The sequence below is a fragment of the Pseudoflavonifractor phocaeensis genome (assembly GCF_016901955.1).
In the GTDB taxonomy this organism is placed as follows: domain Bacteria; phylum Bacillota; class Clostridia; order Oscillospirales; family Oscillospiraceae; genus Flavonifractor; species Flavonifractor phocaeensis_A.
Genome location: NZ_JACJLC010000005.1, coordinates 1 through 19201, shown reverse-complemented (window position 1 = coordinate 19201; position 19201 = coordinate 1). Strand labels below are relative to the sequence as shown.

The 19201-nt window shown below is 63.8% G+C and carries 18 protein-coding genes; 6 read left to right on the top strand and 12 right to left on the bottom strand.

The genetic code is table 11. From position 1 onward, the window contains the following. The first annotated feature begins 28 nt into the window (after positions 1-28). Complete coding sequence (locus tag H6B51_RS02135) at positions 29-973, top strand: alpha/beta hydrolase (protein ID WP_204882110.1); 945 nt, start codon at positions 29-31, stop codon at positions 971-973. A gap of 50 nt (positions 974-1023) precedes the next feature. Here the strand turns inward: H6B51_RS02135 and H6B51_RS02130 are convergent, their stop codons facing one another. From H6B51_RS02130 to glgB, 12 genes are all read right to left on the bottom strand, one after another. Next, on the bottom strand, positions 1024-1875 hold the full coding sequence (locus H6B51_RS02130) for a bifunctional 5,10-methylenetetrahydrofolate dehydrogenase/5,10-methenyltetrahydrofolate cyclohydrolase (protein WP_204882109.1): 852 nt from the start codon (positions 1873-1875) through the stop codon (positions 1024-1026). After that, positions 1875-2492: a cyclodeaminase/cyclohydrolase family protein gene (locus tag H6B51_RS02125; RefSeq protein ID WP_204882108.1), complete on the bottom strand. Its 618-nt coding sequence runs from the start codon at positions 2490-2492 to the stop codon at positions 1875-1877. The genes H6B51_RS02130 and H6B51_RS02125 overlap by 1 nt, the downstream gene beginning before the upstream one ends. A 13-nt stretch (positions 2493-2505) precedes the next feature. Then, complete coding sequence (locus H6B51_RS02120) at positions 2506-4176, bottom strand: formate--tetrahydrofolate ligase (RefSeq protein WP_204882107.1); 1671 nt, start codon at positions 4174-4176, stop codon at positions 2506-2508. A 210-nt stretch (positions 4177-4386) separates the two neighbouring features. Next, the gene (locus H6B51_RS02115; RefSeq protein WP_204882106.1) at positions 4387-4599 is read right to left on the bottom strand and encodes a cold-shock protein; all 213 of its coding nucleotides are present in this window, start codon (positions 4597-4599) and stop codon (positions 4387-4389) included. A gap of 225 nt (positions 4600-4824) precedes the next feature. After that, positions 4825-5745: an ornithine carbamoyltransferase gene (gene argF / locus H6B51_RS02110; protein ID WP_204882105.1), complete on the bottom strand. Its 921-nt coding sequence runs from the start codon at positions 5743-5745 to the stop codon at positions 4825-4827. Positions 5746-5770: 25 nt separating this feature from the next. Then, positions 5771-6949, bottom strand: coding sequence for an acetylornithine/succinylornithine family transaminase (locus H6B51_RS02105; RefSeq protein ID WP_204882104.1), 1179 nt, complete (start codon positions 6947-6949; stop codon positions 5771-5773). Positions 6950-6961: 12 nt separating this feature from the next. Further along, positions 6962-7831 (bottom strand): acetylglutamate kinase, encoded by an 870-nt coding sequence (gene argB / locus H6B51_RS02100; protein WP_204882103.1) that lies wholly within the window; start codon positions 7829-7831, stop codon positions 6962-6964. Positions 7832-7874: 43 nt separating this feature from the next. Continuing rightward, on the bottom strand, positions 7875-9137 hold the full coding sequence (argJ, locus tag H6B51_RS02095; RefSeq protein WP_204882102.1) for a bifunctional glutamate N-acetyltransferase/amino-acid acetyltransferase ArgJ: 1263 nt from the start codon (positions 9135-9137) through the stop codon (positions 7875-7877). Between the two features lie 130 nt (positions 9138-9267). After that, entirely contained in the window at positions 9268-10209 is a 942-nt protein-coding gene (gene argC / locus H6B51_RS02090; protein ID WP_204882101.1) for an N-acetyl-gamma-glutamyl-phosphate reductase, read from the bottom strand. Continuing rightward, positions 10206-11588 carry an argininosuccinate lyase gene (argH, locus tag H6B51_RS02085; RefSeq protein WP_204882100.1) on the bottom strand — a complete coding sequence of 461 codons (1383 nt, stop codon included), beginning with the start codon at positions 11586-11588 and terminating at the stop codon, positions 10206-10208. Before argH ends, argC begins: the two co-directional genes overlap by 4 nt. 327 nt (positions 11589-11915) lie before the next feature. After that, complete coding sequence (locus H6B51_RS02080) at positions 11916-13136, bottom strand: argininosuccinate synthase (protein WP_204882099.1); 1221 nt, start codon at positions 13134-13136, stop codon at positions 11916-11918. 157 nt (positions 13137-13293) lie between these two features. Further along, positions 13294-15051, bottom strand: a complete 1758-nt coding sequence (gene glgB, locus H6B51_RS02075; RefSeq protein WP_204882098.1) for a 1,4-alpha-glucan branching protein GlgB — start codon at positions 15049-15051, stop codon at positions 13294-13296. 140 nt (positions 15052-15191) lie between these two features. On the opposite strand from glgB, the gene H6B51_RS02070 reads away from it, so the two are divergent. The 5 genes from H6B51_RS02070 (at position 15192) to H6B51_RS02050 (ending at position 19085) form a co-directional block, all read left to right on the top strand. Beyond that, positions 15192-15797 (top strand): TetR/AcrR family transcriptional regulator, encoded by a 606-nt coding sequence (locus H6B51_RS02070; protein ID WP_204882096.1) that lies wholly within the window; start codon positions 15192-15194, stop codon positions 15795-15797. A 40-nt stretch (positions 15798-15837) separates the two neighbouring features. Further along, a complete protein-coding gene (locus tag H6B51_RS02065; RefSeq protein ID WP_204882095.1) occupies positions 15838-16272 on the top strand; it encodes a hypothetical protein in 435 nt (144 codons plus the stop codon). Positions 16273-16579: 307 nt separating this feature from the next. Further along, positions 16580-17470, top strand: a complete 891-nt coding sequence (locus H6B51_RS02060) for a metal ABC transporter substrate-binding protein (RefSeq protein WP_204882093.1) — start codon at positions 16580-16582, stop codon at positions 17468-17470. Continuing rightward, positions 17467-18237 carry a metal ABC transporter ATP-binding protein gene (locus H6B51_RS02055; protein WP_204882091.1) on the top strand — a complete coding sequence of 257 codons (771 nt, stop codon included), beginning with the start codon at positions 17467-17469 and terminating at the stop codon, positions 18235-18237. Before H6B51_RS02060 ends, H6B51_RS02055 begins: the two co-directional genes overlap by 4 nt. After that, complete coding sequence (locus tag H6B51_RS02050; protein ID WP_204882090.1) at positions 18237-19085, top strand: metal ABC transporter permease; 849 nt, start codon at positions 18237-18239, stop codon at positions 19083-19085. Before H6B51_RS02055 ends, H6B51_RS02050 begins: the two co-directional genes overlap by 1 nt. Positions 19086-19201 lie beyond the last annotated feature (116 nt).

Below are 19201 nucleotides of genomic sequence, written 5' to 3'. Positions count from 1 at the left end.
AGTAGGTTCCCGCAAAGGAGGGCCCCGTATGGAGCACCATAGCAAACGTCAGCAACTTGCCCGGCAGCGGGTGGAAAAGCAGCGACTGGCCCCCTTCATGCGGGCTCTCAGAGCCATCCACAGCGTCACCACCCCTGAGGCGATGGACCCGGAGGACCTGGAGAAGCAACGGAAAGGCCAGGAGCTGTTGGGCCGTCTGGTAGCCCCCATGAGCGGCATGATGTGGGAGCCCTTCGATCTGGAAGGGATGAACTGCGCCTGGATCCGGCCCCAGCGGGGCTACGACCGGCGGAAGGCCATTTTGTACTGCCACGGCGGCGGCTACACCAGCGGCAACCTGGGGTATTCCCGCATCCTGGGCTCCAAGCTGGCCCAGGTCACCGGTTCCCAGGTCATGAGCTTTGAGTACCGCCTGGCTCCCGAGGACCCCTACCCCGCCGCCGTGGAGGACGCCGTGAAGGCCTGGGACTACCTGATGTATCTGGGCTACGGCGCCCGGGATGTGATCGTGGCGGGAGACTCCGCCGGAGGCAACCTGGCCCTGGTACTCACCCACCGGCTGCGGGAGTCCAACCGCCGCCTTCCCCGGGCCCTGCTCCTCTTCTCCCCCTGGACAGACATGACCGCCAGCGGCAAGTCCTATCAGGAGCGGGAGGATATGGACCCCCTGCTCACCCTCAACTATATCCATGCCACCCGGGACGCTTACGCCCGGGGCCGGGATTTTACCGATCCCGACCTCTCCCCCCTTTACGCCGACCTCAGCGGCTTCCCCCCCACCCTGATCCAGGTGGGCACCAACGAGCTGCTGCTGTCCGATTCGGTGCGGCTGCGCAACCGTCTGCTGAAAGCCAACGTGCCCTGCCGGCTGGAAGTGTGGGACAAGATGTGGCATGTATTCCAGACCTTCCCCATGAAAAAGGCCAACGAGGCCATGGAGCATGTAGCCAAATTCATCATGGAGACCCTATAACGATCAAACCCCCGGGTGTGCCGTGGCATACCCGGGGGTTTCCATTAAAATCAGCTCAGGGTTTTCTCCGCCGCATCGATGACGTGGGCAGCCAGCACCGAGGTGGTCACCGCTCCCACGCCGCCAGGCACCGGAGTCACTGCCCCAGCCACAGCGTCGGCGGCGGCAAAGTCCACATCTCCCACCAGATTGCCGGTCTCATCCACGTTGATGCCCACATCCAGCACCAGCTGACCGGGGCTCAGATGGTCCGCCCCAATCACGCGGGCCTTTCCGGCGGCAGCAACCAGCACCTCTCCCCGACGGCATTCAGCAGCCAGGTCGGCGGTGCGGGTGTGGCAGAGGGTGACCGTGGCGTTCTTGTGGAGGAGCAGCATGGCCAGAGGCCGGCCCACCACCAGGCTGCGGCCCACCACTGTGACCCGCTTTCCGGTGAGATCGCAGCCGTAGTAGGCCAGGATCTCCATGCAGGCCTGGGCGGTACAGGGTGGATAGCCTTCCCCCGCCCCGGCGAACACTGCCGCCAGGGACCCGGCGGTGATGCCGTCCACATCTTTGGCGGGGGCCAGAGCGGCACAGGCCGCCTTCTCGTCCATGTGTCCGGGCAGGGGGCGGAACATCAGGCAGCCATGAATGGCCGGGTCGTCGTTGATCCGGCGGATGGTCTCCATCAGCGCCTCCTGGGCGGCATCCGCTGGCAGGTTAAACTGCTTTACGGCAATCCCCACCTTCTCGCACCGCTTCAGGGCCCCCCGCTCATAAGACAGGTCCTCCGGCCGCTCCCCCACCCGGAGGATGGCCAGGGTAGGGATCACTCCCCTGGCGGCAAGGGCTTGGGCCCGCAGGATCAGCCGTTCCGTCAGAGCCTGAGCCACCGGAGCCCCTTTCCAAACCTCCGCCATCAGCAAAACCTCCCCATCACGGCCTCATACACCTGATCGGCCAGCTTGGTATACTGCGCCACCAAGGCCTCCGCCTCTTGGTCCATGGCCTGGGCGTAGGCCCGGTCGGCCATGCTCTTGGTGTTCACCTTCACGTTGAGGGCGGCTCCCAGCAGGGCGCCCCGGCACAAAGCAGCCCCGGTGCCCACGTCGGACAGCATGATGACGCTGCCCTTCTCCAGCATCTTGCCGTGAAGGTCAATCGCCTTACAGCAAAGCCGCAGGATGGTCATGGGGGGCGCGGCGGCCGCCCGCAGGCAGCGTTCCATGACCTCCCCCCGACCGGGGTCGTCCTTGGGGATGGCGTAGGCCTGGGACAGAGGCTCGAAGGCGGCGGCGTCGGCGTCCACCTGAGCCAGCAGCTCTTCCCGCACCTGCTCGGCCTGGGCCATGAGGGCTTTCACGTCCTCCTCCACGGCAGCGTATTTTTTCTTGCCCACAGTGAAGTTGCCCACCATGGTACACAGGGCGGTCCCCACCGCCCCGGCCAGGGCGGAGGCTCCCCCGCCGCCCGGGGTGGGCGCCTTGGAGGCCAGGGCGTCCAGGAAAGCGCCACAAGTCTGTTCCGCGGTATGCAAGGCAGATCCCTCCTTAAAACAGTCCGGAGATCCTGCCGTTCTCGTCCACGTCCACCTTTTCGGCGGCGGGCACCTTGGGCAGGCCGGGCATGGTCATGATGTCGCCGGTGAGGGCCACCAGGAACCCTGCGCCGGCGGACACCTTCAGGTTGCGCACCGTAACAGTGAAGCCCTCAGGAGCGCCCAGCAGGGTCTGGTCGTCGGAGAAGGAATACTGGGTCTTTGCCATGCAGATGGGCAGCCCCCCAAAGCCCAGGGCGGTAAGCTCCGCCGCCTGCTTTTTGGCGGCGGGAGTCAGAACCACTCCGTCCCCATGGTACACCTTTTTCACGATGGCGGCCAGCTTGTCCTCGATGGAGCCCTCCAGGTCATAGGCAAAGGAGAAGTGGTTGGGCTCCTCGCACAGGCGGATGACCTCACGGGCCAGGGCCATGCCGCCCTCGCCTCCCTTGGCCCACACCTCGCTGAGGGCCACATTGACCCCCAGGGCCTTACACTTGTCCTCCACCAGGCGCAGCTCGGCCTCGGTGTCGGTGGGGAAGCGGTTGATGGCCACCACGCAGGGCAGGCCGTACACGGTGGTGATGTTCTCCACGTGGCGGAGCAGGTTGGGCAGGCCCTTTTCCAGCGCCTCCAGGTTCTCGCTGCCCAGCTCGGCCTTAGTCACGCCGCCGTGGTGCTTCAGGGCCCGGACGGTAGCCACCACCACCACGGCGGAGGGAGTGAGCCCCGCCAGGCGGCACTTGATATCCAGGAACTTCTCCGCCCCCAGGTCGGCGCCAAAACCGGCCTCGGTGATGGCGTAGTCCCCCATCTTCATGGCCACACGGGTGGCCATCACCGAGTTGCAGCCGTGGGCGATGTTGGCGAAGGGCCCGCCGTGGATAAAGGCGGGGGTGCCCTCCAGGGTCTGGACCAGGTTGGGCTTGATGGCGTCCTTCAGCAGGGCGGCCATGGCCCCCTCGGCCTTCAGATCGTGGGCGGTGACGGGCGCGCCGGAGCGGGTATAGGCCACCACCATCCGGCCCAGCCGGGCCTTCAGGTCCATGAGACCGTTGGACAGGCAGAGCACCGCCATGATCTCGCTGGCTACGGTGATGTCAAAGCCGTCCTCCCGGGGCACGCCCTGCATCCGGCCCCCCAGGCCGTCGATGACGTTGCGCAGCTGGCGGTCGTTCATGTCCACGCACCGCTTCCAGGTGATGTGCTTCACGTCGATGTCCAGGGCGTTGCCCTGCTGAATGTGGTTGTCCAGCATGGCGGCCAGCAGGTTATTGGCCGCGCCGATGGCATGGAAGTCGCCGGTGAAGTGGAGGTTGATGTCCTCCATGGGCACCACCTGGGCGTAGCCGCCGCCGGCGGCCCCTCCCTTCACCCCGAACACCGGACCCAGGGAGGGCTCCCGCAGAGCCACCACGGTGTTCTTGCCCAGCCTGCGCATCCCGTCGGCCAGGCCCACGGTGGTGGTGGTCTTGCCCTCTCCGGCAGGGGTCGGGTTGATCGCGGTGACCAGCACCAGCTTGCCGTCGGGCCTGCCCTCCCGGTCGGCCAGCAGCTTCAGGTCGATCTTTGCCTTGTACTTGCCGTAATACTCCAGATAGTCCTCGTCCACCCCGGCCACGGCGGCAATGTCCTTGATGTGCTTCATTTCACAGGCCTGGGCGATCTCAATGTCAGATCTCATCATCCTTCACTCCTTCTTCCACGCAGCAACGAAAATGCGCCGGCTCCCCTGCTGGCAAACCGGCGTTTTCCTCCATTTCCGCTTATGATCCCTTCCAATGTACCATTCTTTCCCCGGCTTGTCAACCGTGCCGGGCCCACCGGGGTGGGGATAAAAAAACAGACCGGCGGGCATCCCGTCGGTCTGCTTGTCGTACCTTGTATCCTGTGATCAGGCGGCCACAACGTTGACAGCGCGCATCTTGTCGGCGTTCTTGGGGTCGGGCTCCACATCATAGGTGACCTTCTGGCCCTCCTGGAGGGTCTTGAAGCCGTCGCACACGATGGCGGAGAAGTGGACGAACACGTCCTCGCCGCCCTCGTCGTTGGAGATGAAGCCGAAGCCCTTGGTCTCGTTGAACCACTTGACAGTACCGTGATACATAGTTAAGGTACCTCCTGCAAAAAAATTGGTGCTAAATGACAAGAAAACCCACATTTTGAGCATCGTCTGAAGAAGCGACGATGACTACAAACATGTGAGTTAAGGCCGTACATTTAGACTACGTTGATACTATACCACTTAACAGCGTTTCAGTCAAGAAAAATCCATCGAATGCGGAAAAGAAAAGGCTGCCGGCCTGCGGCAGCCTTTTCTTAACTCTGTTATTCAGCCCGCGCCGCCCATCAGCAGGTGCATGACAGCCTTCTGGGCATGGAGCCGGTTCTCCGCCTCGTCAAAGATCTCGTTGGCGTGGGCCTCGAACACGTCGGCGGTGATCTCCTCCCCCCGGTGGGCAGGCAGGCAGTGCTGCACCATGGCGCCGGGGTGGGCCAGCTTCATCAGCTCCTCGTTGATCTGGTAGACCCCCTCAAAGACCGCCCGGCGCTTCTGGGCCTCGCCCTCCTGGCCCATGGAGGCCCACACGTCGGTGAACAGGGCGTCGGCGTCGGCGGCAGCCTCCTTGGGATCCCGGCAGAGGGTGAACTTGCCGCCGCAGCTGTTGGCAAAGTCCAGCACCCTGGGGTCGGGGTCGTAGCCCTCGGGGCAGGCCACGGCTACTTCCATACCCACCTTCAGGCCGCCCACGATGAGGGAGTTGGCCATGTTGTTGCCGTCGCCGATGTAGCACAGCTTCAGGCCCTCCAGCCGGGACTTGTGCTCCCGGATGGTCATGAGGTCGGCCAGCACCTGGCAGGGGTGGGCGAAGTCGGTGAGGCCGTTGATGACGGGGATGGAGGAATATTTGGCCAGGGTCTCCACCTCTTCCTGGCCGAAGGTGCGGATCATGATGCCGTCGCAGTAGCGGCTGAGCACCCGGGCGGTGTCCTCGATGGGCTCGCCCCGGCCGATCTGGCTCTCCTTGCCGGAGAGGAAGAGGGCGTGGCCTCCCAGCTGGAACATGCCCACTTCGAAGGACACCCGGGTCCGGGTGGAGTTCTTCTCAAAGATCATGGCCAGGGTCTTACCCTCCAGGTAGTGGTGGGTCAGGCCATGCTTCTGGTTGTACTTCAGTTGATCGGCAGTGTCCAGGATCTTGACGATGTCGGTCTTGTTCAGGTCCAGCAGCTTGAGCAGGTCTTTTTGCATTTCATTCACCTCATGTTATCCTTCTTTACAGCAGGGAATCCTTCATAATAGCCAGGCCCTTGTCGATCTCCGCCATGGAGATGGTCAGGGGGGGCAGCAGCCGGAGGGCCTGGCCCGCCGTCAGCACCAGCAGGCCGTTGCGGATGAGCCGGGCAGCCATGGCCTTGTTGCTCTCCTCCCCGGTGACCTCCACGCCGATCATCAGGCCCAGGCCCCGGGTGGCCCCCAGGCTGGACAGCCCCATGTGCTCGATGCGGGCCCGGATATACTTGCCCTTTTCGGCCACCTGAGCCAGGGTATCCTCGTCCAGGGTGTCCAGCACCACCTGAGCGGCGGCAGCGCAGATGGGGTTACCGCCGAAGGTGGCGGCGTGGGTGCCCGGGCCCAGCACGTCCCGGCACCGCTCGTTGGCCAAAAAACCACCCATGGGCAGGCCGCCGGCGATGCCCTTGGCAAAGGAAACGGCGTCGGGGATGATGCCGTACTGCTGGAAGGCAAACAGGGTGCCGGTGCGGCCCACACCCGTCTGCACCTCGTCCACCAGCAGCAGCCAGTCCCGCTCGGCGCACAGCACCGCCAGATCGTGGACGTAGGTCGGGTCCATGGGGAGCACGCCCCCCTCTCCCTGCACCAGCTCCAGCATGACGGCGCACACATCGTGGCCCGCTACCTCCTGGAGGGAGCTCATGTCCCCCGCCACGGCGTACCGGAATCCATCGATAAAGGGGAAAAAGTAATTGTGGAACACGTCCTGGCCGGTGGCGGTGAGGGTGGTGAGGGTACGGCCGTGGAAGGAGTTGCGCAGGGTGATAATGGTGCCCCTTCCCTTCCCGTACTTATCAAAGGAATATTTCCGGGCCAGCTTGATCATGCCCTCGTTGGCCTCGGCCCCCGAGTTGCCGAAAAAGGCCGCCGCCATGCCGGAGCGCCGGCACAGCTGCTCCGCCAGCCTGGCGTAGGGCTGGGAGTAGAACAGATTGGAGATGTGGCCCAGCTTGCCGGCCTGATCGGTGATGGCATTTACCCACTTTTCATTGCCGTAGCCGATGGAGTTGACTCCGATGCCTGAGGAGAAGTCGATGTACTCCTTTCCCGCCAGGTCGTACAGGGTGGCTCCCTTGCCATGGTCGATATCCACGTCGAACCGGCCATAGGTCTGCATCACATATTGGTGGTCCAGCTCCACCAGTTCCTTATGGTCCATAGTCTCCCCTCCTTACAGCAGCATGGTGCCGATGCCCTCGTCGGACAGCAGCTCGATGAGGATGGAATGGGGGATGCGGCCGTCCAGGATGACGGCGTTCTCCACCCCGGAGCGCACCGACTCCACACAGCACTCCACCTTGGGGATCATGCCCCCCTGGATGACCCCGTCCTGCACCAGTCCGGGCACCTGGGACAGGCGCACCACCGGCAGCAGGGTATTCTCGTTCTTGGGGTCCATCAGCAGACCCCGCACGTCGGTGAGCAGGATCAGCTTTTCCGCCTTCAGGGCCACCGCCAGCTTGGCGGCGGCGGTGTCGGCGTTGATGTTGTAGGCGGTGTCGGCATCGGTACCCTGGGCTACCGTGGACACCACGGGGATGTAGCCCTTCTCCAGGCTGTCCACCACCGCCCGGGGATCCACCTCGGTGATCTCCCCCACCAGGCCGTACTTCTCGTCCAGCATTTTGGCCTGGAACAGACCGGCGTCCATGCCGCACAGGCCCACCGCCCGGCCGCCCATCCGGTTCAGGGTGGCCACCAGGTTCTTGTTCACCTTGCCGCACAGCACCTGCTGGACGATGTCCATGGTCTCCTGATCGGTGTACCGCAGGCCGTCCACGAATTTGGACTCCTTGCCGATCTTGGTCAGCATTTCGGTGATCTCCGGCCCGCCGCCGTGGACCACCACCACCCGGATGCCCACCAGATGGAGCAGGATGATGTCGGAGATGACGGCCTGGCGCAGCTCGTCGGAGATCATGGCGTTGCCGCCGTATTTCACCACCACGGTCTTGCCGTAGTATTTCTGAATGTAGGGCAGGGCCTCGGCCAACACCTTGGCCCGGTCCACCTCGCTGAATGACACGGGAATCTCCTCCATATTGCGTAGGGGCGGGTCCGGGACCCGCCCGCCGGTATTCCGATCAGGTGCGGTAGTCGCCGTTGATCTTCACGTAGTCGTAGGTGAGGTCGCACCCCCAGCAGGTGGCCTCATGCTCGCCCTCGTGGAGGTCCACCTGGATGACCACCTCGTCCTGGGACAGGATGCTCTTGGCGTTCTCCTCGTCGAAGTCCACACCGGCCCCCTGCTCGCACACCAGGATCTCTCCCACGGCGGAGGAGAATTTCACGTCCACGAACTCCGGCCGGAAGGGGGCCTTGGAGTAACCCATGGCACACAGCACCCGGCCCCAGTTGGCGTCGGAGCCGAACATGGCGGCCTTTACCAGAGCGGAGCCCACCACTGCCTTACTGAGGCGCTCGGCGCTCTCCTCGCTGCGGGCATTGGTGACGGTGCAGGTGATGAGCTTGCTGGCCCCCTCGCCGTCGGCGGCGATGTTCCGGGCCAGCTGCTCGAACACATAGTAGAGGGTCTTGTAAAAGACGGTATAGCTGTCGTCCTTCCACTCGATGAGCTCGTTTTCCGCCATGCCGTTGGCCAGCACCACGCACATGTCGTTGGTGGAGGTGTCCCCGTCCACCGTCACCCGGTTGAAGGTGCGGGGCACGATCTCGTGGAGGGCGTCGGTGAGCATCTCGTGGGTGATGGCGCAGTCGGTGGTGACGAAGCACAGCATGGTGCCCATGTTGGGGTGGATCATGCCGGAGCCCTTGGCAATGGCCCCGATGGTCACCGTCTTGCCCCCGATGGAGCAGGTCACCGACAGCTCCTTCTTCACGGTGTCGGTGGTCATGATGGCGTTGGCCGCGTCGTCCGAGCCGTTTTTGGACAGGGCGGCTGCGGCCTCCGGCAGGCCCTTGGCGATGGCGGCGATGTTCAGCTCCTGGCCGATGACGCCGGTGGAGGCCACCACGAAGTCGGCGGCCTTCAGGCCGGTGGCCTGGGCGGCCAGCTGGCACATCTCCTCGGCGTGCTCATGGCTGTTGGGGGCGCAGGCGTTGGCGTTGCCCGAGTTGGCCACGATGGCCTGGGCCTCCCCGTTCTCCAGGTGGTCCATGGTCACGTACAGGGGGGCGGCCTTTACCCGGTTCATGGTGTACACTGCCGCCGCCACGCAGGGCTGCTCGGACACGATGAGGGCCAGGTCCTTTTTGTCGGCCAGCACCTCGGGCATCTTGCTCATGGGGGGCTGATTGCCGTCCCCCTTCCCCTTCTTCACGCCGCAGTGGACGCCGGAGGCGGTAAAGCCTTTGGGGGCGGTGACCCCGCCGGGGATCTGTTTCATATCGTTCACTCCTTATCGGATGAAATCATAGGTCAATGGGGGCCGCTCCCCTGGTATGCGGGCGACCACAGGTCGCCGCTACGGCTGGGAGCGCGGCGTATGTGTAGGGGCGGCCTGCGGCCGCCCGCCGTTACAGCGCCAAACCGGCTGTCATCTCAAAGCCCAGCATCAAATTCATGTTCTGCACCGCCGCGCCGGAGGCCCCCTTGCCCAGGTTGTCGAACCGGGCGGTGACGATAGCCTGCCCCTCGTGGCCGCTGACGGTGAGCTCCAGCCGGTCGGTGCCCGCCAGGGTGTTGGCCGCCAGGTAGGCCGGCTCCTCGCTGTAGGGGGCCACCGAGATCAGGGGCTGGTTGGCGTAGTAGGTCATGAGGATGAGCCCCAGCTCCTTGGCGGTGGGCTGGCCCACCAGGTACCGGTTGTGGAAGAACACGGTGGTGGCCATGCCCTTGTAGTAGTCGTCCACCACCGGAGTGAACACCGGCGGGTTGTCCAGGCCGGAGATCCGCTGCATTTCGGGCAGATGCTTGTGCTTCAGGGTGGTGCCGTACACCCGAGGACTGTAAAGCTCTTCCCCTTTATCCTGGCTCTCATACTGGGCGATCATCTTTTTTCCGCCGCCGGAATAGCCGGTGAGAGAGAAGCAGGTGATGGGATAGTCCTTGGGCAAAATGCGCATGGATACCAGGGGGGCCACCGCGGAAAGAAAACCGGTGGCGTGACAGCCGGGATTGGCCACAAACCTTGCTGCCCCTAGGGTTTGCGCCGGATCTTTATAGAGCTCCGGGAAGCCGTAGACCCAGCCTGGGGCGGTGCGGTGGGCGGTGGAGGCGTCAATGACCCGGGTGCGGGAGTTCTCGATGAGCCCCACCGCCTCCACGGCGGCGGCGTCCGGCAGGCAGAGGAACACCAGGTCGGCCTCGTTGATGAGCCGCTTCCGCTCTGTCAAGTCTTTTCGCTTGTCAGGGTCGATGACCAGCAACTCGATGTCCTCCCGGCCCGCCAGCCGCTCATGGATCTGGAGCCCGGTGGTGCCCTCCTGGCCGTCGATAAAAACCTTGGGCTTGCTCATTGAGCTCTCGCCTCCACAAAGGCCTTGATGTTGGCGATCTGCTGCATCACCGCCTCCTTGGCCGGGCCGCCGTAGACCTTGCGGCCGTTGACGCAGGTTTTCAGCTCCAAAGCCTGGTACACGTCGGCGTCGAACAGGTTGGAGATGGAGCGGAAGTCCTTCAGGGGCAGGGTGTCCAGGGTCTCGCCGGCCTTGATGCACAGGTTGACCAGCCGGCCCACGATCATGTAGGCCTCCCGGAAGGGCATCCCCTTCTTGGTCAGGTAGTCGGCGCAATCGGTGGCGTTGATGAAGCCGCCGGAGGCGGCGTTGCGCATGTTCTTGGGCAGGACGGTGAGGGTATCCAGCATGGCGGCAAAGACCGGCAGGCACATCTCTACCGTGTCGATGGCGTCAAAGACACACTCCTTGTCCTCCTGCATGTCCTTGTTGTAGGCCAGGGGGAGGGCCTTCATGACGGTGAGCAGGGTCACCAGGGAGCCGTACACCCGGCCGGTCTTGCCCCGGACCAGCTCGGCCACGTCGGGGTTCTTCTTCTGGGGCATGATGGAGGAGCCGGTGGAGTAGGCGTCGTCCAGCTCCACGAACTTGAATTCCCAGGAGCACCAGAGGATGATCTCCTCGGAGAACCGGGACAGGTGCATCATGAGAATGGAGCAGGCGGAGAGGAACTCGATGGCGAAGTCCCGGTCGGACACGGAGTCCATGGAGTTGCCGGTGGGCTTTTTGAAGCCCAGGGCTTCTGCGGTCTGGAACCGGTCCACCGGGTAGGTGGAGGTGGCCAGGGCGCCGGCCCCCAGGGGGCATTCGTCCATCCGCTCCAGGCAGTCCTCCAGCCGGGTCACGTCCCGGCGGAGCATGTTGGCATAGGCCATCATGTAGTGGGCGAAGGTGGTGGGCTGGGCCCGCTGCAGGTGGGTGTAGCCCGGCATGACGGTCTCCAGGTTGGCCTCCGCCTTTTTGATGAGCACCTTCTCCAGATCCAGCACCATGTTGATGATCTTGGGGATCTCCCGCTTGACATAGAGTCGGAAGTCCACCGCCACCTGGTCGTTCCGGGAACGGCCGGTGTGCAGCCGCTTGCCGGTGTCCCCGATGCGCTGGGTGAGCATGGTCTCAACATTCATGTGGATGTCCTCGTTCTCCAGGGAGAACTCCACCTGTCCTGCCTCGATGTCGGCCAGGATCACCTTCAGGCCCTCGATGATCTTCTCGGCCTCGTGCTCCTCAATGATGCCCTGCCTGCCCAGCATGGCGGCGTGGGCGATGGAGCCGGCGATATCCTCCTGATACATCCGGGCGTCAAAGGTGATGGATGAGTTGAAGTCGTTGACCAGGGTGTCGGTCTCTTTCTGGAACCGTCCGGCCCATAGTTTCATAGCAAATCGCTCCCTATCTGGATTGCGGGCGACCACAGGTCGCCCCTACGGTGATGGTAGGGGCGGCCTGCGGCCGCCCGCAGAAAATTTCAATTACTTGTTCAGCTTGCCCTGGTCCCGCAGCGCCAGCACAGTATCGGGCAGGCCCCACAGGTTGATGAAGCCGGTGGCATCGTCTCCCCAGCGGCAAGGCCGCCGGGGGCCCCTCTGATTTCACTTGCGCGGGCGGAGTGAATCCGCCCTTGCGCCAAGGTTTTCGCGGGGCGAAAACGCTTGTACGGCGCACCCGCGCCGTCCCGGCTTCGCCGGGGACCAGAACGCCGCCTCTTATTTGTTCAGCTTACCCTGATCGCGGAGAGCGAGGACGGTGTCGGGCAGGCCCCACAGGTTGATGAAGCCGGTGGCATCGTTCTGGTTGTAGTCGCTCTCCTGGAAGGTGACGATCTCCTCGGAGTAGAGGGTGTCGGGAGAGGTGACGCCGGCGGTGATGATGTTGCCCTTGTACAGCTTCAGCTTCACGGTGCCGGTGACGTGCTTCTGGGTCTCGGTGGCGAAGGCGGTGAGGGCCTCCCGCAGGGGGGTGAACCACTTGCCGTTGTACACCAGGTCGGCGAAGTCCACCGCCAGCTTGCTCTTCATGTGGGCGGTATCCTTGTCGATGGTGATCATCTCCAGCACCTCGTGGGCCCGGTAGAGGATGGCGCCGCCGGGGGTCTCGTACACGCCCCGGTCCTTCATGCCGGTCATCCGGTTCTCCACGATGTCCAGCAGGCCGATGCCGTTCTTGCCGCCCAGGTCGTTGAGCTTGCGGATGATATCGGAGGCCTTCATCTTCTCGCCGTCCACAGCCACGGGCCAGCCCTTCTCAAAGTCGATGGTCACATAGGTGGGGGCGTCGGGGGCCATGACGGGAGACACGCCCATCTCCAGGAAGCCGGGCTTGTCGTACTGGGGCTCGCTGGCGGGGTCCTCCAGGTCCAGGCCCTCGTGGCTCAGGTGCCACAGGTTCTTGTCCTTGGAGTAGTTGGTTTCCCGGGAAATCTTCAGGGGCACGTTGTGGGCCTCGGCGTAGTCGATCTCCTCGTCCCGGCTCTTGATGTCCCACTCACGCCAGGGGGCGATGATCTTCATCTCGGGGGCGAAGCGCTTGATGGCCAGCTCAAAGCGGATCTGGTCGTTGCCCTTGCCGGTGCAGCCGTGGCAGATGGCGTCGGCTCCCTCGGCCTTGGCGATCTCCACCAGCCGCTTGGCAATGATGGGACGGGCAAAGGCGGTGCCCAGCAGATAGTCCTCGTACTTGGCGCCCATCTGCATGGAGGGGATGATGACGTCGTCCACCATCTCGTCCACCAGATCCTCCACGTACAGCTTGGAGGCGCCGGTCTTGATGGCCTTCTCCTCCAGGCCCTCCAGCTCGTCAGCCTGTCCCACGTTGCCGGAGACGGCGATGATCTCGGGGTTGCCGTAGTTCTCCTTCAGCCAGGGGATGATGATGGACGTATCCAAACCGCCGGAATAGGCGAGCACAACTTTTTTAATGTCAGACATGGTATGTAAGACCTCCGTTTGTTTATGTTGGAGACAGTGTACCATACCCGCCCGGAAAATGCAAGTGGCAGTTCGCATAAATATGCGAATATTCCCCGCCCATCCCCAGTCATTTTTTCGGTATTATACATAATATTCATTTGTAATTGAATATCCCTCAGTCCTCCAGGGCAAACAGGGCTCCGGAGAAGGGAGGAAGGAGCCCAGAAAAGACCCCGCGGGCGGGGAGGCAGGACGCCCGGGGCAGGTCGCCGCCGAATCGCTCCCACTGGGTGTGGAGCAGCAGCACCCCGCCCTCCGGGGCGGGCAGCCGGTACTCCGCCGGCTCCTCCCCCAGGTTGAACAGCGCCGCCAGCCGTTCCTCCCCACACCGCCGCTCCAGGCCGAAGAGACAGGGGGCCTCCCCGCAGTCCAGCCAGCGGAAGCCCTCCGGCCGGTAATCCCACTGAGACAGGGCCGGACGGGTCAGATAGAGGCGGTTGAGCTCCGCCATATAGGCGGCAAAGGCCTTGTGGATGGGATAGTCCAACAGCAGCCAGTCCTGCTCCCGGCCCTCGTCCCACTCCCGGAAATGGCCGATCTCGTTGCCCATGAAGTTGAGCTTCTTTCCCGGATGAACCATCATATAAAGGTAGAAGGCCCGGGCCTGGGGGAACTTCCCATCATAGTCCCCGTGCATTTTCTGCAAAATGGTAGCCTTACCGTGGACCACCTCGTCATGAGACAGGGGGAGGAGATACCGCTCCTGGGAGAAGTAATGCATAGAAAAGGTGAGCCGCTGGGGGTTCCGGGCCCGCTCCGCGGGAGGGGACTGGAAGTAGGAGAGGGTGTCGTGCATCCACCCCATGTCCCACTTGTAGTCGAAGCCCAGCCCGCCCTGCTCCGCCGGAGCAGTTACCTTGGGAAAGCTGGTGGAGTCCTCCGCCGCCAGGATGCAGCCGGGGCACAGCTTTTTCAGGCCTCGGTTCATTTCCCGGAGAAAGCGCACTCCATCCCCGTTCACCCCCCTGGCCTGGTCCCCCTGCCAGTAGAGGATCCGGCTCACCGCGTCCATCCGCAGGCCGTCAAAGTGGAACACCTCCAGCCAGTACCGGGCGCAGGACTGGAGGAAGGAGCGCACCTCCCCCCGGGAGTACATGAAGTTGTGGCTCCCCCACTCGCTGACCTCCACGTCCCGGCTGGGGTACTCGTACAGGGCGGTGCCGTCGAACCGGGCCAGGCCGTAGTCGTCCAGGGCAAAGTGGGCGGGCACAAAGTCCAGGATCACCCCGATCCCCGCCTGGTGGAGCCGGTCCACCAGGATCATCAGCTCCCGGGCGGTGCCATACCGGCTGGTGGGGGCGTAAAAGCCGGTGACCTGATAGCCCCAGCTCTCGTCGCAGGGGTGCTCGCTCAGGGGCATGAACTCCACATAGTTGTAGCCGTACTGCCGGACGTACTCGATGAGGGGATAGGCCAGCTCGTCATACCGGTACCAGCTCCCGTCGGGCTTTCGCCGCCAGGAGCCCAGGTGGAGCTCGTAGATGTTCAGCGGCTCCTCCAGCCGCTCCTCCCGGGCGGCCATCCAGGCCCAGTCCCGGAACTGGTACTCCGCCAGATCCCGCACCACCGACTGCCGCCCCGGCCGCAGCTCCATGCCGTAGCCGTAGGGGTCGCAGTGGTCGGTATAGCCCCCGTCGGGGCGGTGGACCCGGAACTGATAGCAGTCACCAGGGGCCACCCCTTCCACCCGCGCCTCATAAAAATTGCCGTCGTATACCTGCTCCATGGGATAGCTTTTGCCCCCGTGAAGCAGCTCCATCCCCGCCGCCGCCGGGGCAAAGGCGCGGAATACCGCCCCCTCCCCCTCCAAATGGGCGCCCAGCCAGGTGTAGGCGTCAAAGCAGGTCCCGGTATAAAACGAATAGTGATCCATATTGGCTCCTTTTTATTTGACTGTAGTATAATATTTTACTATAATATACTATAGCACAAACGGGGGCAAGGGAACAGCGCCTGTTTTGGCCTGCCGTCTGTTATTGGACGAATTTACAGATCCGTCAAGGAGGCGATCTCATGGATCTGAGAGAGAAAAAGACCCTGCGGGCCATCCGGGCCGCCTTCCTGGAGCTGCGGGCCCGGCTGCCCCTGGAGCGGATCACCGTCAAGGAGCTGGCCCAGCGAGCGGAGATCAGCAAGGCCACCTTTTATCTGCACTATCGGGACGTATACCACCTGTCCGATCAGCTCCAGCAGGAGGTGATCCGGGGGGTGCTGGAGAGCCTGGACCGGCCGGAGCTGCTCACCGAGGACCACGGCCGCTTTGTGGAGCAGCTCTTTGACGCCTTCTCCGCCCAGCAGGAGCTGATCGACATCCTCTTCTCGGGCACCCAGGCCTCCGTCCTGCCCATCGCCATTGAGCGGGAGCTGCGGGCCCTGGCCTGCCGCCTGCTGCCCGAGCACAAGGAGGACGCCCGGTTCCACATCCTGCTGACCTACCAGATCCAGGGGGCCTACTACGCCTACCAGCAGCACCGGCGCACCTTCGGGGCCCGTCAGGTCCGGGCGGTCATCGGGGCGGTCTCCCAGCGCATGGCCGCCGAGGGCTGGGCACTCTTCGCCCCGGCCCAGGCGGGGAAAGCCTCCCGGGAAAGGGAACCGGAACGATCAAGTTCCGTCTAAAGCAATAGAAGGAAGGCAACTTCAGAAAGGAGCGTGTCCGATGAAACAGTGGAGCCTTTCCCTGCTGGCCCTGGCGTCTGCCTGTTTGTTGGCGGCGTGCCATCCGCAGTCAGGGGCAGTCCCCTCTCCCCCCAACGAGCCGGACGGCCAGTCCCTGGCCAGCTTTTCCTACGAAGAGGACGCCGCCATGTACCAGGCCGGAGACCCCGGCGTGAAAACAACGGGATTTGTCAACGTGGATCTCTTCCCCATCGAAGATCAGAACGGGGCGGTGGAACGGGCCAGGAACGAATGCACCATCGAGTATAACACCACCAGCGAATACTACGACGCTCACACGGAGATGTGGCGGGTCGACTTTTTCACCGCTGCCACCGTGCAGGAAAACGGTGACATCCGGGCTGTCGCAGGAAATTGCCAGAGCGTCTACCTGGACAGCGACGGCGTCACCCAGCTCATTGTGTCCGGGGAATGATCCGGGCCTTGCCCCGCCGGGGGCCGGCTGCGTAATAATGTAGGGGCCGATGCCCACATCGGCCCGCCCTCCGCTGTCATTCTGAGCCCCAGAGGGGCGAAGAATCTTCGGTACCGACGCGCAAACCGGCGGGAAAGATCCTTCGCTGCGCTCAGGATGACAAAACGGGGCCTGCCGCGCGATGCCGCGGCAGGCCCCCTTCCCTTGCCCGCGGCAAAGAGGCAAAAGAAATGTTTTACATCAACAGCAAAAGGCGATATAATAATAAGTTGCAATCCACAGAAATCTGAACAGTAAGGGGAACCATATGAAAAAGCTGCTGGCGCCTGTATGCGCCCTTGCCCTGCTGCTGGCCGGCTGCGGTCAGCCCGCCGCCCCGGCGGCGGAGGACGATACCCTCCGCGTCCTGGCCACCACCTACCCGGTGTACCTCTTCACCACCGCCGTCACCCAGGGGGTGGAGGGAGTGGAGGTCTCCCTGCTGGTCAACCAGCAGACCTCCTGCCTCCACGACTACACCCTCACCGTGGCCGACATGAAGGCCATTGAGGGGGCCGACGTCATCGTCATGAACGGCGCCGGGCTGGAGGACTTTATGGACGACGCCCTGGCCGCCTCGGACGCCCCGGTGATCGACTGCTCGGAGGGGATCGACCTGCTGCCCGCCCTGGGCCACGAGGGCCACGACCACGACACCGAGTACGACCCCCATATCTGGATGAGCTATGAGAATGCCGCCGTCATGCTGGAGAACATCCATGCCGGGCTGGAGGAGCTGGACCCGGACCACGGTGAGGCCTATGCCGGCAACCTGACCGCCGCCACAGGCGAGCTGGAGTACGACCAGGACAAGCTGGCGGCCCTGGCGGGCAAGCCTCTCATCACCTTCCACGACGGGTTCCAGTACTTCGCCCAGGCCACCGGCCTCAACCTGCTGAAGGCCATTGAGGAGGAGGAAGGCGCGGAGGCCTCCGCCGCCGAGATCCAGGAGATGGTCTCCCTCATCGGGGAATATGACATCCCCGCCATCTTCACCGAGGTCAACGGCTCCGATTCCACCGCCCAGGCCATTTCCCGGGAGACCGGCTGCGGCGTTTCCCAGCTGGACATGATCATGAGCGGGGAGGGCTCTGGCATGGGGCCCTATCTGGAGGCCATGGAACAAAATATGGACACCATTGCGGAGGCGTTGGGATGAGCGTACACAAGCACGGCCATACCGGCCCGGGCTGCGCCGGGTCCTGCTGCCTGAAGGTGGCCGATCTGGGGGTCAACTTCGGCAATGAAGAGGTGCTCCACAACGTGTCCTTCCACCTCCACTGCGGGGAGATCGTGGCCCTCATCGGCCCCAACGGAGCGGGCAAGAGCTCCCTCTTCCGCACCATCCTGGGCCAGATCCCCTACACCGGCACCATCGAGTTCCAGCGGGCCGGCGGCGACAAGACCCGGCCCCTCATCGGCTATGTGCCTCAGTCCCCCAGCTTTGACCGGGGGGACCCGGTGAGCGTGTTCGACTTCTTCTCTGCCGCCATCTCCCGCTGGCCGGTGTTCCTCCCCGCCCCCAGGCGTCTGCGGGCCAGGGTGGCGGAGTGCCTGGCCCGGGTCCACGGGGATTCCCTCATTGACAAGCGGATGGGCGCCCTGTCCGGCGGCGAGCTTCAGCGGGTGCTGCTGGCCCTGGCCCTGGAGCCCCTGCCCCACATTCTGGTGCTGGACGAGCCCCTGTCCGGGGTGGACATCGACGGGGAGCGCCAGCTGCTGGACATGCTGGACGAGATCCGCACCCGGTTCGACCTGTCCATCCTCCTGTCCACCCACGACTTCGCCACCCTGGACCAGTACGCCGACAAGGTGCTGCTGCTGAAAAACGAGATCCTCCGGGTGGGCGCCCCGGCCGAGGTGCTCTCCTCGCCGGAATTTCAGGCCGTGTTTCACCTGGACCTGGGGAAAGGAGGGGGACGGTAATGGAATTGTGGTACTCTCTGGTGGAGCTGCTGCCCTTTGAGTGGGCCGCCCCCGGCTCCATGTACTTTATGAAAAACGCCCTGCTGGCGGTGCTGGTGATCTCTCCCCTGTTCGGCCTGCTGTCCACCATGGTGGTCACCAACCGGATGAGCTTCTTCTCCGACGCCCTGGGCCACTCCGCCTTTACCGGCATCGCCATCGGCACCCTGTGCGGCATGGCCGACCCTCTGTGGATGGCGGTGGCTCTGGCCGCCGCCTTCGCCCTCCTCTTCACCTACGTCCAGCGCCGGTCCAACATGGCCAGCGACACGGTGATCGGGGTGTTCTCCTCCACCGCCGTGGCCCTGGGCATCTTCATTGCCACCCTGGACGGAGGCAGCTTCACCAAATTCAACTCCCTTCTCATCGGGGACATTCTCAGTGTGGAGCCGGCCAAGATCGGCCTGCTGGCGGTCATCCTGCTGGTGGTGGCGGCGCTGTGGCTGTGCTCCTTCAACGGGCTCATGCTCTCCTCGGTCCACCCTGCCCTGGCGGACAGCCGGGGGGTGAAGGTGTTCTGGCAGGAGGCGGTGTTCTCCATGGCCATCGCCGTGGTGGTCACCGTGTCCATGACCTGGGTGGGCCTGCTGGTCATCAACTCTCTGCTGGTCCTCCCCGCCGCCGCCGCCCGTAACCTGGCCCGGAACATGCGGCAGTTCCACCTGCTCTCCATCCTTGCCGCCCTGGTGGCCGGGGTGGCGGGGCTCATGCTGTCCTACCACCTGAGCTCCTCCGCCGGAGCCTCCATCACCCTCTGCCTGGCCCTGTGGTTCGCCCTCACCTTCCCACTGCGAAATAGCAGACTGTAAATAAAAATCAGTCTGTCGAAAAACCTCACTCAGAGGAAGCCTCGCAGAGTTCTGCGGCCCGCAGGCCGCAGAATAAAATCAAAATCCGTTATTTCCAAGGACATGCGCCTTGGAAA